The organism is Rathayibacter sp. AY2B3, from assembly GCF_002931755.1.
In the GTDB taxonomy this organism is placed as follows: Bacteria; Actinomycetota; Actinomycetes; order Actinomycetales; family Microbacteriaceae; genus Rathayibacter.
The window spans coordinates 37,094-51,319 of sequence record NZ_PSUG01000003.1; the positions used below are offsets into that span (position 1 = coordinate 37,094).

The window sequence follows — 14,226 nt, forward strand, 5'->3', positions numbered from 1 at the left end:
CGCAAGGGGGGCCCGCTGAGATTGCGCGACCGTGCGACGCCTGGTTTCCTCAGGTGTGCTGTCCCCCGAACCCGTCTTCCGGGCCGAGAGAAGGAGCTGAGCGTGGCCGAGCGCGCGGGTACCGCGACCGGCGACATGCTGAGGCTGTTCGCCGACGGTCGACCGCGCACCCGCGCCGAGCTGGTGGAGGAGACCGGCCTCGCGCGGACCGCGGTGATGACGCGACTGGACCTCTTCTTCGAGCTCGGCCTGATCGCGCACCTCGACCGCGCGCCCTCGACCGGCGGACGCCCCTCCGCCCGCCTCGTCTTCGACCCGGCCGTCCGCTCGCTCCTGGCCATCGACCTGGGTGCGGCGCACTCGACCATCGCGCTGACCGACTTCGACGGCCGCATCATCGCGGAGCGCCGCGAGGAGCTCGACATCGCGCAGGGGCCCGTGGCGGTGCTCGGCCACGCGCTCGACGTCTGCGACGGGATCCTCGCCGCGGCCGGAGTCGACAGCTCCGCGCTCGCAGGCATCGGGGTCGGCGTGCCCGGCCCGGTGGAGCACGCGAGCGGCCGCCCGGTGCGCCCGCCGATCATGCCCGGCTGGGACGGCTTCGACATCCCCGCCTTCGTTCGCCGGCGCTACGACACCACGGTGCTCGTCGACAACGACGTGAACCTGCTGGCGCTCGGCGAGCGGGCCTCGCGCTTCCCGCACGCCCTCGACCTGCTGTTCGTGAAGGTCGGCACCGGCATCGGCGCGGGCATCGTCTCGTCCGGGCTGCTCCAGCGCGGAGCCCTCGGCTCCGCCGGCGACCTCGGCCACGTCCAGGTGCCGCGGACGGCCCCGGCCGCGGCGGGCGGTCAGGAGGGGGACCTCGAGGCGGTCGCGGGCGGCTCCGCTCTGGCCGCCGGGCTGGCCCGGGCGGGCCGCGACGTGCAGTCCGTGCGCGAGCTGATCGACCTGCTGAAGGCGCGCGATCCCGAGGCCGTCGAGGCGGCGCGGATCGCGGGCCTCCAGCTCGGCGAGGTGCTGGCCACCTGCGTGAGCCTGCTGAATCCGTCCGTCATCGTGCTGGGCGGCGCGGTCGCCCTCGCCAGTCCGGAGATCCTGACGGCCGTGCGCTCGGTGATCGACGAGCGCTCCCTCCCTCTGGCGACGCAGCGGCTCGACGTGGTGACCGCCGAGCTGGGCGGCAGCGGAGGCGTGCGCGGTGCGGCGCTGATGCTCCGCGGGCACCTGCTCAGTCCCGCCGTGGTGGACGGCTTCCTCGAGCAGCTGCGCGCCGAGGGACGGGTGGTCCGCTAGCGCTGGACGAGCGGGAGTGGTGTGCGATCCGCAGGGGATCCGGCGTGCGGCGGGCGCGCGGCGGGCGGGAGAGGGCCACGACGGCGCGATCCCCTGCAGAGCGCACCGGCCGCACCCGGTCAGGAGCGGACCTCCGCGCGGTCGGCGTCCTCCGGCTGGGCGCCGAGAGCGGCGGCGACGGCGGCGTCGATGCGCGCCTGCTCCCCCGCGGCCCGGCGGCGGCGGCGGACGACGGTCAGCACGATGAGCCCGATGAGCAGGGCCAGGAGGAGCACGGCGCTCCACGGCACGGCCGCGGCGGAGGTCTCGGCGGTGGCGACCGGCACGTCGGGGACGACGACGGCGGAGTCGGCCTGGGCGGCCTGGTCGGCGGTGACCACGGTGCCCGAGAGCGCGGCGCGGGCGGTCGCGACGAAGAGCGGCCAGACGCCGGCGACGGTCACGGTGCGCGAGACGGAGGTGCCGGGGAGGAGCTCGGGCAGCGGCTCCGGGTCGGTGGCGGACACCGGCGCGAGGCCGAAGAGGCCGGCGACGCTGATCTCGGCGCCCGGCGCGATGCGGGTGTTGCCCGCGTTGGTGACGGTGTAGTCGACGGTCGCGGAGCCGGGGGCGAAGGGGTTCCAGCCGCCGTCGTACGAGACGGCGAGGCCGTCGATCGACAGGCGCGGGGCGAGCTCGCCGCCGACGCGGAGGTACATGCGCGAGCCCAGGCGCCGGTCGACCGAGACTCCGGTCTCGCCCTGCACCAGGATCGAGGAGACGACGCCCGCGGCGTAGTCGCCCGGGGTCACGTCGTCGGGGACGACGACGTCGAACGGGACCTGCACGCTCTCGCCGGCGGGCACGGTGACCTCGGGCTCGGGGAACGCGATCCAGCTGCCGAGCTGCGTCGAGGGCTCCGCGGCGGGGAGCAGGTCGAGCTGGCCGGCCTCGGTGATGAAGCCGTCGGAGCCGTAGACGCGGAAGGTCTGCTCCTCGTCGTCGTAGTTGGAGACGATCAGGGCGTCGCTGAGGCGGCCGCCGGGATCGAGGGCGTACGCGTAGTTCGGCCGGTCGCTGCCCTGCTCGGTGTCGGCGGGGCGCACCCCCCAGGTGACCGGCGTGGAGGCGGGGTCCGCCTCCTGGGCACCCGCCTGAGCCGAGAGGCCGCCGGCTGCGAGGAGCGTCATCAGCAGCAGGGCGGCGGTGGTGCGGGAGGTGCGTGGCATGAGCGGCATCGATCAGGCTTCCGTTGCAAGGGGGGGATGCCTCCCCGCGAGACGCCACTGCGGTCGCGGCCCGACGAGCGGGGCGGACCGGAGCGGCGTCTCGCGGGGAGACGGGGGAGGGTGGGGCGGCCCGGAGGCCGCCCCACCGGTGCTAGCCGAGCGCGGTGAGCGTCAGCGTCGCGGTGTAGGTGCCGGTTCCGACCGAGAGCGGGAGCTTCAGGTCGAGGTCGGCGCCCAGGACCGAGGATCCGGTCGGGTGCTGCGCCGCGGCGGAGCCGAGGACGCGGGGCGTGGCGAGACCGTTGCCCGAGTCGAACCCGGAGGGCACGGCCGCGCCGGCGACGGCACCGCCCGTGTTCTCCAGGACCTCGGGGGTCCAGCCGAGGTGCTTGCCCGAGAACGTCTTCTCGCCGGAGCGGAAGTCGCTCAGCTGGCCGGTGACCGACCAGGCCGGGCCGTTGAGGCGGGTGTCGGTCACGCGGACCGGCACGAGCTCACCGGAGGCCTCGAAGTGGTCGCCGACCTCTTCGGCGACCCCGAGGTTCACCAGGTTGCTGGTGCCCTCGAGCGTCCAGGTCAGCTCGCCCTTGCCGGGCTCGGGGACGATGACCGCCACGGCCTGGTCGCCGGCCGCCGCAGCGCCCGCCGCCGTTCCCGTGAAGGTGCCGTCGACGCCGGCGGCGGTGTTGCCCGCGCCGAAGTTGACCGCCGGCGCGTTGTCGGCGAGCGCGATGCGTCCGCCGACCGTCGAGCCCGCGAGCTGGACGTTGCCGGAGTTGCCCGAGAGCGTGAGGTCCCCGCCCACCGTGTTGCCGAGGGCCGCGGCCGAGCCGTCCTCGTTCGCGCCCAGGAGGACGCCGCGCGAGGAGCCGGTGACCGAGAGCGAGCCGCCGACGATCGCGCCCTGCACGTTCACGCCGAAGTCGCTGTCGGCGAAGACGGCGTCGCCGCCCACGCTCGTGCGGTCCACGTCGACGTAGTTCGCCGCCGCGGTGCTCACGCCGCCCTCGACCGAGAGGTCGCTGAACTCGACGTCGATCCCGCCGGCCTCCACCATGCCGCCGACCGTGAGGTCCCGCAGGTAGAGGAAGCCGTTGCGGCTGCCCTCCGAGAACGACACGACGTCTCCGGCGACGCTGGTGCCGTCGATCGAGATGCCGTAGGCGTCGGTGCCGATGACGTCGCCGCCGATGGTCGCCGAGGTGGCGTCCAGCCAGGCGTCGTCGCCGACGATGACGTTGCCGGTGACGGTCACGTTGCCCAGCACGCAGGTCTGACCCGCGGCGACGTTGAGGTCGCCGGTGATCGTCTGGTTGCCGAGCTCGGTGGTGCAGTCCGTCGTCGCCGCGAAGGCGGACGGCGCGGCGACCATCGCGAGGGAGGCGGCCGCGAGGACCGCCGTGGGCGTCTTCCACTTCATGGGGGTTCTCCTCGGTGCGCTCGTGCGCGTCGTGCTGGTGGTGGTGCTGTCGGTGCGGCGCGCGCGGCGCGGGGTGCGCTCAGCCACGGAGCGCAGCGATCGCGGAGTAGCTGCGGGAAGCGGCCTCGAGGGAGTTCCCCGTGCTCGGCGGCGTCGCCAGCGTGGGAGCGGTGTCCTGCTCCCAGACGCCGAAGCGCTGGCCGCGGTCGCGCAGCTCCGAGAGGAACGCCTGGTAGGGCAGGTTGCCCGCACCGAACTCGACGATGTCGTAGCCGTTGGTGTTGGCGTTGTTCGTCTTGCCGTCCTTGAGGTGCAGGATCGGGTAGCGGCGCGGGTTGCGCTTGATGTAATCGAGCGGCTCGAAGCCCGGGTAGAGCTTCTTGCCGACGTACGCCCAGTAGACGTCCATCTCGAGGTACACGTGGCGCGGGTCGGTGTTGTCGTAGAACAGGTCGTACAGGCGGGACGACGGGTCGTCCGTGGCGAAGCCGAACTCGCCCGCGTGGTTGTGCTGGTAGAGCTTCATGCCCGCGGCCGAGACCTGCTGGCCCCAGCGGTTCCACTCCTCCGCCGCGGCGAGGTAGCCCGCCTTGGTGTTGACGTTGGTGGGCGCGTTGCCGGTGCCGAGGTGCGGCGTGCCGAGGATCTGCGCGATCTCGATCTGCTTGCCCAGCTCCGAGCGGAGGAGGTTGGTGCCGACGTGCGAGCCGACGGCGCGGAGGCCGTTGTCGTCCAGCAGCTGGCGGATCTGCTGCGGCGTGATCGCTCCGACGTTGCCCTGGGTGTACCCGGCGAACTCGATCTCGCTGTAGCCGATGCGGCCGAGCTCCTCGAAGACGGCCCGGAAGCCGAGCGAGGAGACCTTGTCGCGGACGCTGAAGAGCTGGATGCCGATGCGGTTGATCGGGACCAGGCGCGTGGATCCGGACGAGGGCGCGGGTGCGGCCCCGGCGGGTGCCGCGAGGGCTCCCGCTCCGACGCCGACCGCGACCGTCGAGGCGGCCAGGGCCGTCATCAGCGAGCGTCGGCTCATCGGCTTGGCCGTGATGGATGCGTGGTGGTGGTGCATCATTTCTCCTTCGAAATGGCAGGTGGTGCGGGGGGTGGGGGGCCGGCCGGCCCGGTCGAGCCGGCCGGCCCCTGTGCGCGAGGGCTACTGCTGGACGGTGAGGTTCAGCAGTGCCGACGCGGCGTTGGTGTCCGCCGTGGCGGTGTGGGTGACGGTCAGCTTGTAGCTGCCCGCCGCGAGCTTCGGGAGCGTCACCACGACGTGCCCGTTCTCGTCGAGGGTCCCGGTGAGCATCGCGACGGTGGAGAGGTTCCTCTTCACCATCACGCTCACCTGACCGGTGCCGGCGACACCCGTCGAGGACTTCGCGTCGACCGTGACCTGCGCGCTGGCGCCCGGCTTGACCGGGTTGGGCGAGACGGTCGCGGTGAGCTCCGAGGCGGCCTTCGAGACGATCAGGCGGGCGGTGCCCTCCGAGGCCTTGAAGGTGGCGTCCGAGCCGTACGCCGCACGGAAGGTGTGGGTGCCGGCGCCGAGGGTCTTCGGCAGGGCGAAGGTCGCCGTGCCGTCCTTCAGCGTCGCGCGGCCCAGCTCGGTGGCGCCCTCGTAGAGGACGACCTCTCCGCCCGGGTTCCCACCCTGACCGGTGACCGTGACGGTCGCCTCGCCCGGTGCCCCGAAGGTCACGCGGGGAGCCGAGAGCGCCACGGTGGTGGTCGACGCGGCGGTCGGGGCGTTCGCCGCGGCCAGGTCGATCGTGAACGTCACCGTGCCGACCGCCGAGACGTTGCCGCCCGTGTCGGTGGCGCGGTACTGGATCGTCCGGGCGCCGTTCGTGGTGAACGGAACCGAGTACGCGCCGTTGACGGCGCGGACGGTGGTCCACGTCGTTCCGTTGTCGGCGGAGTACTGCACGGTCGAGATCGCACCGTTGTCCGCGGCGGCGAGGCCGAGGGTGACGGGCTTGTTGTAGACGCCGCCGACGCCCGCAGGCGCTGCCGGGTCGAGGGTCGCGGTGACGGTCGGAGCCGTCTTGTCACCGGCACCCGCACCCTGGAAGGTGAGGGAGTCGAGCGACAGGCCGCTGGGCGAGGTCACGTAGAGCGAGCCGGTGCCGCGGGGCAGGTTCGTGCCGAAGGGGACGAGGACGTCCTTCCAGCCGGCTCCGGCGGGGATCGTCGCCGTTCCGAAGGGCGCTGCGTCGGCAGCGTTCCAGCGGAGGTCGACGGTGCCCTCACCGGTGGCGCGGACCACGACGCCGGTCAGGTTGGCGAAGTTCACCGGGTCCCAGCGCAGGAAGGATCCCGCACCGAGTCCGCTGACGGCGTTGCCGCCGCTGGCGGTGGTGTCCGCGTAGGGCAGGACGCCCTCACGGGCGGCGTGCTCCGCCTCCTGCGTCTTCGGGTTCAGCCGCAGGGTCGCCTCGGCCGCAGCCGGGGGCAGGCCGTTGAAGCCGCCGTCCGTGTAGGTCACGACGACGGTGCCGTACAGCAGCGCGCCGGGGCCGTGCTCGGGCGAGTCCTTGGACGTCGGGAACGCTCCCTTGGCACCGGTGCCGGTGACCTCGGGGTGGGCGTGCTCGTCGTGGCCGAGGCCGTAGGTCCAGCCCACGCGGCTGCTGACGATCTGGTCGCCGTCCTCAGCGTCCTTGCCGGTCACCTGGTAGGGGATCGCGTCGCCCCAGTTGAAGAACGCGCCGTTGCCGGGCGTCTGGATCTGGATCTGCGGTGCCTGGTTGCCGACCGAGATGACCCGCGAGGTCAGGCTGAACTTGCCCTTGGCGTCGGTGACGCGCAGACGGGCCGTGAACTGTCCGAGCTCGGTGTAGGTCTTCTTGACGGTCACTCCGGTGGCGTCGAAGGTGCCGTTGCCGTCGAAGTCCCAGTCGTAGGTCAGCGCGTCGCCCTCGGGATCGGTCGATCCCTTGGCGTCGAACGTGACCTCGAGCGGGGTCTGCGAGGCGGACAGGGGGGTCGCGGTGAAGCGGGCCTGCGGCGCCTTGTTGCCCTCGGCGTAGTCGATCCGGTAGAGGCCCGCGTCGGGGTTGGCGCGGAAGAATCCGTCGCCGTACTCGATCACGTACATCGACCCGTCGGGGCCGAACTCCATGTCCATCGGGTTGTCGTGGATCGGCTGAGCGGCCTGGCTGAGCGCCGCGTTGGGGAGGAAGTCCTCGATGTGCGTGACCGCGCGCTGCTCATCGAGCGTGAACGCCGCGATGTAGTCCTGCGAGAACTCGCCGAAGAAGGTCTTCTTGTCCCAGTACTCCGGGAACTTCGACGTGGAGGTGTTGTCCGCGTCGTAGTGGTAGACCGGTCCGCCCATGGGGCCCTGGCCGGTGCTGGTGCCGAAGTTGACGAGCTCGTCGAACGGCTGGTCGCCGGGGTTGTCGCCGTAGTAGAGGGTCGCCGCCTCGGCGTCCGGGATGTCGACGAGGCCGGTGTTCCAGCGCGAGTTGTTCTTCAGGTTGTCCGGGTCGAAGAAGCCGCGGGGCGTCGCCGTCTCGAAGTTCCACTCGTTGTACGGCGCGTTGGGTCCGTGGACGTAGGGCCAGCCGGAGTTGTGCGGCTCGTCCAGTCCGGTCGCGTTCCACTCCACGAAGCCCATCGGGCCGCGGACGCCGTCGGCCGCAGCGGCCTTCGTGGCGTCGGGGCCGTAGTCGCCCCAGGAGAGGGTGTTCGTCTCGGCGTCCACGTCGATCTTGAACGGGTTCCGGACGCCCATCACGAAGATCTCGGGGCGGGTCTTCTCGGTTCCCACCGGGAAGAGGTTGCCCTCGGGGATCGTGTACGAGCCGTCCTCCTGCACGGTGATCCGGAGGATCTTGCCGCGGAGGTCGTTCGTGTTGCCGGCGCCGCGGCGCGAGTCGAAGCCCGGGTTCATGCGGGGCGCGTCGTTGTTCGGCGCGAAACCCGCGGCACCCGGCGCGCTCGCCGGCGTGTTGTCACCGGTGGAGAGGTACAGGTTGCCGTCGGCGTCCCAGTCGAAGTCGGCGCCCACGTGGCAGCACTGCCCGCGCTGGGTCTCGATGTCGATGATCTTCTGCTCGCTCGCGAGGTCGAGGCCCGACCCGGTCCACTTGAACCGGGAGAGGCGGTTGATGCCCTTCCACTGGTCCCAGTAGCTGTCGGTCGCGCCCTCGGGCAGCATGTTCGGGGCCGCACCGGTCGGCGTGTTCCCGGGGGGTGCGTAGACCAGGTAGACCCAGTTGTTCTCCGCGAAGTCGGGGTCGATGCCGACGGACTGCAGCCCGTCCTCCGAGTTCTGGTACACGGGGATCGTGTTGACCACGCGCGTGGTGCCGGTCTTGGGGTCGGTGTGGCGGATCTCGCCGTTCCGAGCGGTGTGGAGCACCGACTTGTCCGGGAGGACAGCCAGGTCGAGGGGCTCGCCGACGTTCTTCGTCAGCAGGACCTTCTCGTAGTTGGTCCAGTCGAGTGCGGCTGCGCCGCCCTCGGAACCGTGGTCCACTCCGTCGTGGGCCGAGGCGGGCAGGCCGAGGGCGGTGAGTCCGGAGACCGTCACCATCCCGGCGATGCCGAGTGCGAGAAGACGCCTGATGCTTCTTCTCGAGGATCGCTTACCATTCATGCGTGATGTGATTCCTTCAATGAGGTGTTCATCGCAGAGGCCGGGTCCGTCGCTGTCCGCACGACTGAGCGGATCCGGTCTCCTCCTGTCCGGCCCTGGGGCCGGTGTCTTGCACTCCTCCTCCTCTCGCGGATGCCGGTGGCGCTGCGCTGCGGGTCGTCAGTGATCCCGGAGCGGCGCCGAGGTGGGGGCCGGCGCGGGGTGGTTCCCGCGCCGACCCGGGCTGGTGGGGTCGATCAGGACTCGAAGGCCGAGGGGAGGTACTCGGAGACGTTGTCCTTGGTGACGACCGGCGCGAAGAGCTGGATCTGGCGCGGGACGCCGAGCGAGCTGGTGTCCGCCATCGACTTGTTCTGCTCGACGAGGCGGGCGAGCTTGATGCCGTCCGCGGCCTGGGTCGAGGGGTAGACGACCGTGGCCTTGACGACGGAGTCGTCGGCCTCGATCGCGCGCATCACGTTGGCCGAGCCGGCGCCGCCGACGAAGAGGAACTCGTCGCGACCGGCGGTGTCGATCGCCGCGAGGACGCCGACGCCCTGGTCGTCGTCGTGGTTCCAGATGGCGTCGATCTTCGGCGCGGCCTGGAGGAGGTTGGCCGCGGCCTGCTCTCCGCCCTGGACGGTGAAGTCGGCGGCGACGCGGTTGTCGACGTCGAGTCCGCAGCCGTCGAGCGCGTCGGCGAAGCCCTGGCTGCGCTCCTGCGTCAGAGGGAGGGAGTCGATGCCGGCGATCTCGGCGACGACGGCGTCGGGGTTGTCGCCGAGCTCCTCGCAGATGTAGGTGCCGGCGCTGACGCCCATGCCGTAGTTGTCGCCGAGGATGGTCGACCGGGCGGCGAAGGGGCTGGAGAACTCGCGGTCGACGTTGATGACCGTGATGCCCGCGTCCATCGCCTGGGTGGCGACCTGCGTGAGCGCGGCCCCGTCGATCGGCAGCAGCACGATCGCGTCGACTCCGTCGTTGATGAAGGTCTCGACCTGGCTGATCTGGAGGTTGACGTCGTTCGTCCCCTCCGCGGTGCGGAGCTCCACGTCGTCGTACTTCTCGGCCTCGGCGATGGCGGCGCGGCTGACCGCGCCCATCCAGCCGTGGTCGGCGGCGGGAGCGGTGAAGCCGATGACGACGTTGTCGCCGGAGGCGTCGTTGTCCGAGGCGGCCACGGCGGCGGCGGTCCCGCCGGAGGCGGCGTTGCCGGTCTCGACCGGGGCGTTCGAGATGCAGCCGGTGAGCATCAGCGCGACCGCGCCGAAGGCGACGCCGGCCGAGCCGAGTCGGGCGGTGCGGGAGAGGCGGCTGCGGGTGGAGGGGCGTGCGGGCATGGAAGTGATCTCCTTCGATCGATCCGAGGGGTCCGAGGGCACACGTGTCCTGCGGAGAGGTGACCTGAGTGGTCGGGTGGGTTGCTGTGTGTGGAGGAGCGGGGCCGGAGCCCCGGGGTCAGGACTTCCTGCCGCGGGCGGCGAACCGCTGCTGCAGCAGGACGGCGGCGACGATGATCGCGCCCTTCGCGACGGCCTGAGTCGAGGTCGACATGTTGTTCTGCGTGAACACGTTGGTCAGGGTCGTGAAGATGAGGACGCCGAACACGGTGCCGACGATGGTGCCGCGGCCGCCGGCCAGCAGCGTGCCTCCGACGACGACCGCCGCGATGGCGTCGAGCTCGTAGAGGAGGCCGTTGGTCGAGCTGCCGGCGGTGGTGCGGGCGAGCATCATGACGGCGGCGATGCCGGCGGTGAGCCCGGCGAGGCCGTAGACGTACATGGTGTGGCGGCGGACCTTGATGCCGGCGAGACGGGCCGCCTCCGGGTTGCCGCCGACCGCGATGGTGCGGCGTCCGAAGGTGGTGCGGTTGAGCAGGATCCAGCCGGCGACGGCGACGACCACGAAGATCAGCACGAGCACCGGGATGCCGAGCACGTCGGCGCGGAAGAAGTCGAGGAACGGCGTGACCGTGACGACCTGCGTCTGGCGGTTCGAGATCAGCTCGGCGAAGCCGCGGGCGGCGACGAGCATCGCCAGGGTGGCCATGAAGGCGACGACCCGGCCGTAGGCGATCAGCGCGCCGTTGATCAGGCCGCAGACGAGGCCGACGACGACCGCGGTGAGCACGATCACCAGCCAGGAGGTGTTGGCCGCGTAGTACTGGGTCGAGACCGTGCTCGCCCAGACCGTCGCGAGCCCCATCACGGAGCCGACCGAGAGGTCGATGCCGCCGGAGGTGATGACGAAGGTCATGCCGATGCTCAGCACGCCGATGACGGCGGCGAGGCGGAGGATCGTGAGCACGTTGTCGACGCTGGCGAAGCGCTCCCCCGCGGTCGCGAATCCGACGATGCAGAGGATCACCAGCGCGAGCAGCAGCCCGACGTTGCGGCCGAGGGAGCCCTGCATGAGGCGGGCGACCCCGGAGCGGGAGTCCTTGGTCGGGACGCCCCCGGAGGCGCCTCCGGTCGCGGCCGACGCGTGACGGGCGGCGTCCTCCTGCGGACCGCCGATCGACGGCGACGCGGTGTCGAGCTGTCCGCTCACGCTGCACTTCCTTCCATGACGAGATCGAGCACGCGGTGCTCGTCGATCGAATCGGCCGGGCCCTCGTGGACCACGGCGCCGTCGGAGATCACGAGCACTCGGTCGGAGAGTCCGAGGACCTCGCCGATCTCGCTGGAGACCACGAGCACGGCGGCGCCGTTGGTCGCGAGGTCCCTGATCAGGGTGTAGATCTCGGCCCGCGCGCCGACGTCGACCCCGCGGGTCGGCTCGTCGAGCAGCAGGACGCGGCAGCCGCGCACCAGCCAGCGGGCGAGGAGCGCCTTCTGCTGGTTGCCTCCGGAGAGGGTGCGGGCGTCGCGGTCGACCCCGGAGGGCCGCAGGTCGAGGGAGACCGCCTGCTCGGCCGCCGCCGCGCGCTCGGAGCGCTCGTCGAGGAAGCCGCGCTTGGCGAAGCGGTCGAAGGTCGAGAGGGTGATGTTGCGGTAGACCGGCTCGTCCAGGAGCAGGCCCTGGCTCTTGCGCTCCTCCGGGCAGAGGCCGATGCCGGCGTCGACCGCCGAGGTGACGGACCCGGCGCGCAGGCGCTTGCCCGCCACGCTGACCGTCCCGGTGCTGGCGCGGCGCGCCCCGTAGATGGTCTCGAGGATCTCGGAGCGGCCGGAGCCGACCAGCCCCGCGAGGCCGACGACCTCGCCGGCGCGGATCTCGAGGGAGACGTCCGAGAAGGAGCCCTGCAGGCCCAGCTTCTCGACCTTCAGCAGCGTCTCGGCCTCGACGTCGAGCTCCTGGCGGTCCGGGAAGACGTACTCGACCGCGCGGCCGGTCATCAGGGTGATGAGCTTCGAGGTGGGGGTGTCGGCGACCGCGAGGTTCTGCGCGACGGTGGCGCCGTCCTTGATCACGGTGATCCGGTCGCCGATGGCGCGGATCTCGTCGAGGCGGTGCGAGATGTAGACGATGGCGACACCGGAGGCGGTGAGCTGGCGCACCACGTGGAAGAGGTTCTCCACCTCCTCGGAGTCGAGCACCGCGGAGGGCTCGTCCATGATGATGACCCGCGCGTCGTGCGAGAGGGCGCGGGCCATCTGCACGATCTGCTTGCCGGCGGCGGAGAGCGTGCCGACCTCGCGGTTCGGCGAGATCTCGGAGTGGCCGAGGCGCTCCATCAGCTCGCGGGTGATCCTCGTGGCCTTCGCCCGGGCGGTGAAGCCGCCGCGGGAGAGCTCGTGGCCGAGGAAGATGTTCTCGGCGACGGAGAGGCCGTCGACGACGTCGAGCTCCTGGTACATCGTCGCGATGCCCAGGGCGAGGGCCGCCGTCGGGGACGGGATCGTGACGACGTTCCCGTCGACGAGGATCTCGCCCTCGGTGGGCTGGTGGGCCCCGGCGAGGGTCTTGATGAGGGTGGACTTGCCGGCGCCGTTCTGGCCGAGGAGGCAGTGCACCTCACCGGGTCGGACATCGAGGTCGACGCCGTCGAGAGCACGGGCGCCGGGGAAGACCTTCACGATGCCGCGCATCTGCAGAAGCAGCTGCTGAGACTCGTCGGAGGTGCGGGGAAGAGGCTGTGCAGCAGTGCTGCGGGGGTCTGCGGTGACCATGCGGATGAAGCTACTTCCACTTACGTCGCGGGTCAAGCAAAAGTTCTGAACCGATTCGAAGGCCGTTGCGGTGATCGCCCAGTCGCCCGGAGGGCTCCCTGCTGCCGCGTCAGGGCAGGGATCCGCGGGATTACGCGACATCTGACGGCGGCGGTTGAGACATTCCGTCCGTGATAGAGCGCTCTCCGAACCCTATGAACACGCTCCTGTCCGTGCAGCCCGGGCGCGTCGCCGTGGAGGCGGCCTCGCCGAGCGCGGTAGCGCCCGCGCCCCGACCCGTGGCAGGGTCGTACGGCCGACGAAAGGACGACGATGTCGAACGACCGAGCCCTGCGCGTCGCGATGGTGGGGACCGCCTTCATGGGCCGCACCCACTCGCACGCCTGGCGCACCGCCTCCCGCTTCTTCCCCCTCCCCCTCCGCCCCGAGCTCGCCGTGCTCGTGGGGAGCAACCCCGACTCGACCGCCGAGCGCGCCGAGCGGCTGGGCTGGAGCGAGGCCTCCACCGACTGGCGGGCCGTCATCGCCCGCGACGACATCGACCTCGTCGACATCTGCACCCCGGGCGACACGCACGCCGAGATCGCCGTCGCGGCCCTCGAGGCCGGCAAGCACGTGCTGTGCGAGAAGCCCCTCGCCAACTCGGTCGAGGAGGCGGAGCGGATGGTCGCCGCGGCCGCCGCCTCCGGCAAGGTCGCGATGTGCGGCTTCAGCTACCGCCGCACCCCGGCCCTCGCCCTCGCCAAGCGCTTCATCGAGGAGGGCCGCCTCGGCGATATCCGCCACGTGCGCGCCCAGTACCTGCAGGACTGGCTGTCCGACTCCGAGGCGCCGCTGACCTGGCGCCTGCAGAAGGAGCGGGCCGGCTCGGGCGCCCTCGGCGACATCGGCGCGCACAGCATCGACACCGCCCAGTGGCTGACCGGCCGCGGCATCACCTCCGTCTCGGCGACGATGCGCACCTTCACCACCGAGCGCCCCGTGCTCAGCGAGCAGGTCGGCCTCGGCGGCCGCGCCGGTGCCGACGCCCCGCGCGGCGCCGTGACCGTCGACGACGCCGCGGCCTTCACCGCCTCCTTCGAGGGCGGCGCTCTGGGCGTCTTCGAGGCCACCCGCGTCGCGACCGGCCGCCGCAACGCCAACCGCATCGAGGTGAACGGCGAGCTCGGCTCGATCGCGTTCGACTTCGAGCGGATGAACGAGCTCGAGTACTACGACGCCCGCGACCCCGAGGAGGCGCAGGGCTTCCGGCGCATCCAGGTCACCGAGCCGGCGCACCCGTACATGTCGGCCTGGTGGCCGACCGGGCACGGCATCGGCTACGAGCACCTCTTCACGCACCAGGTCGTCGACCTCGTCGAGGCGATCGCCGGCGGCACCGCCGTCACGCCCACGTTCGCGGACGCCCTCGACGTGCAGCGGGTCCTCGACGCGGTCGCCACCAGCGCGGGCGCGTCGTCCGTCTCCACGCCGGTCGCCCGCTGACCCGTCCTCTCCCCGCGAGATGCCACCTGTGACGCCCCGCCACGGCGTGTCGTCGTCACAGGCGGCATCTCGCGAAGGGTGATGGAGGGCGGGTGCGGGATCGCGTTCGGTGCTGTGCGCCGATCC

The 14,226-nt window shown here is 71.8% G+C and carries 9 protein-coding genes; 2 read left to right on the forward strand and 7 right to left on the reverse strand.

Annotated features, from left to right (window positions below; all coding sequences use genetic code 11):
* The first annotated feature begins 102 nt into the window (after positions 1-102).
* Positions 103-1,296, forward strand: a complete 1,194-nt coding sequence (locus C5C24_RS02170) for an ROK family protein (protein ID WP_258065011.1) — start codon at positions 103-105, stop codon at positions 1,294-1,296.
* A 119-nt stretch (positions 1,297-1,415) separates the two neighbouring features.
* Here C5C24_RS02170 and C5C24_RS02175 read toward each other — a convergent pair whose 3' ends face one another.
* The 7 genes from C5C24_RS02175 to C5C24_RS02205 all read right to left on the reverse strand — a co-directional run bounded on the left by C5C24_RS02175 (position 1,416) and on the right by C5C24_RS02205 (position 12,534).
* Positions 1,416-2,504 (reverse strand): hypothetical protein, encoded by a 1,089-nt coding sequence (locus tag C5C24_RS02175; protein WP_146082499.1) that lies wholly within the window; start codon positions 2,502-2,504, stop codon positions 1,416-1,418.
* Between the two features lie 151 nt (positions 2,505-2,655).
* A complete protein-coding gene (locus C5C24_RS02180; protein ID WP_104275882.1) occupies positions 2,656-3,924 on the reverse strand; it encodes a hypothetical protein in 1,269 nt (422 codons plus the stop codon).
* 79 nt (positions 3,925-4,003) lie between these two features.
* Positions 4,004-4,996, reverse strand: coding sequence for a sugar phosphate isomerase/epimerase (locus C5C24_RS02185; RefSeq protein ID WP_258065012.1), 993 nt, complete (start codon positions 4,994-4,996; stop codon positions 4,004-4,006).
* 81 nt (positions 4,997-5,077) lie between these two features.
* Positions 5,078-8,524, reverse strand: a complete 3,447-nt coding sequence (locus C5C24_RS02190; RefSeq protein ID WP_146082500.1) for a PQQ-dependent sugar dehydrogenase — start codon at positions 8,522-8,524, stop codon at positions 5,078-5,080.
* A 236-nt stretch (positions 8,525-8,760) separates the two neighbouring features.
* Positions 8,761-9,843 carry a substrate-binding domain-containing protein gene (locus tag C5C24_RS02195; RefSeq protein WP_104275884.1) on the reverse strand — a complete coding sequence of 361 codons (1,083 nt, stop codon included), beginning with the start codon at positions 9,841-9,843 and terminating at the stop codon, positions 8,761-8,763.
* A 118-nt stretch (positions 9,844-9,961) separates the two neighbouring features.
* Positions 9,962-10,915 carry an ABC transporter permease gene (locus C5C24_RS02200; RefSeq protein WP_068256795.1) on the reverse strand — a complete coding sequence of 318 codons (954 nt, stop codon included), beginning with the start codon at positions 10,913-10,915 and terminating at the stop codon, positions 9,962-9,964.
* Between the two features lie 134 nt (positions 10,916-11,049).
* Positions 11,050-12,534 carry a sugar ABC transporter ATP-binding protein gene (locus C5C24_RS02205; protein WP_208543410.1) on the reverse strand — a complete coding sequence of 495 codons (1,485 nt, stop codon included), beginning with the start codon at positions 12,532-12,534 and terminating at the stop codon, positions 11,050-11,052.
* Between the two features lie 393 nt (positions 12,535-12,927).
* On the opposite strand from C5C24_RS02205, the gene C5C24_RS02210 reads away from it, so the two are divergent.
* Positions 12,928-14,100 (forward strand): Gfo/Idh/MocA family protein, encoded by a 1,173-nt coding sequence (locus C5C24_RS02210; RefSeq protein ID WP_104275885.1) that lies wholly within the window; start codon positions 12,928-12,930, stop codon positions 14,098-14,100.
* The last annotated feature ends 126 nt before the right edge of the window (positions 14,101-14,226 follow it).

What these genes read in the sequence shown, in the direction of transcription:
- C5C24_RS02175 (WP_146082499.1), bottom strand. Translation starts at nt 2,504, where the DNA reads ATGCCACGCACCTCCCGCACCACCGCCGCCCTGCTGCTGATGACGCTC.
- C5C24_RS02180 (WP_104275882.1), bottom strand. Translation starts at nt 3,924, where the DNA reads ATGAAGTGGAAGACGCCCACGGCGGTCCTCGCGGCCGCCTCCCTCGCG.
- C5C24_RS02185 (WP_258065012.1), bottom strand. Translation starts at nt 4,996, where the DNA reads ATGATGCACCACCACCACGCATCCATCACGGCCAAGCCGATGAGCCGA.
- C5C24_RS02190 (WP_146082500.1), bottom strand. Translation starts at nt 8,524, where the DNA reads ATGAATGGTAAGCGATCCTCGAGAAGAAGCATCAGGCGTCTTCTCGCA.
- C5C24_RS02195 (WP_104275884.1), bottom strand. Translation starts at nt 9,843, where the DNA reads ATGCCCGCACGCCCCTCCACCCGCAGCCGCCTCTCCCGCACCGCCCGA.
- C5C24_RS02200 (WP_068256795.1), bottom strand. Translation starts at nt 10,915, where the DNA reads ATGCAGGGCTCCCTCGGCCGCAACGTCGGGCTGCTGCTCGCGCTGGTG.
- C5C24_RS02205 (WP_208543410.1), bottom strand. Translation starts at nt 12,534, where the DNA reads ATGCGCGGCATCGTGAAGGTCTTCCCCGGCGCCCGTGCTCTCGACGGC.
- C5C24_RS02210 (WP_104275885.1), top strand. Translation starts at nt 12,928, where the DNA reads ATGTCGAACGACCGAGCCCTGCGCGTCGCGATGGTGGGGACCGCCTTC.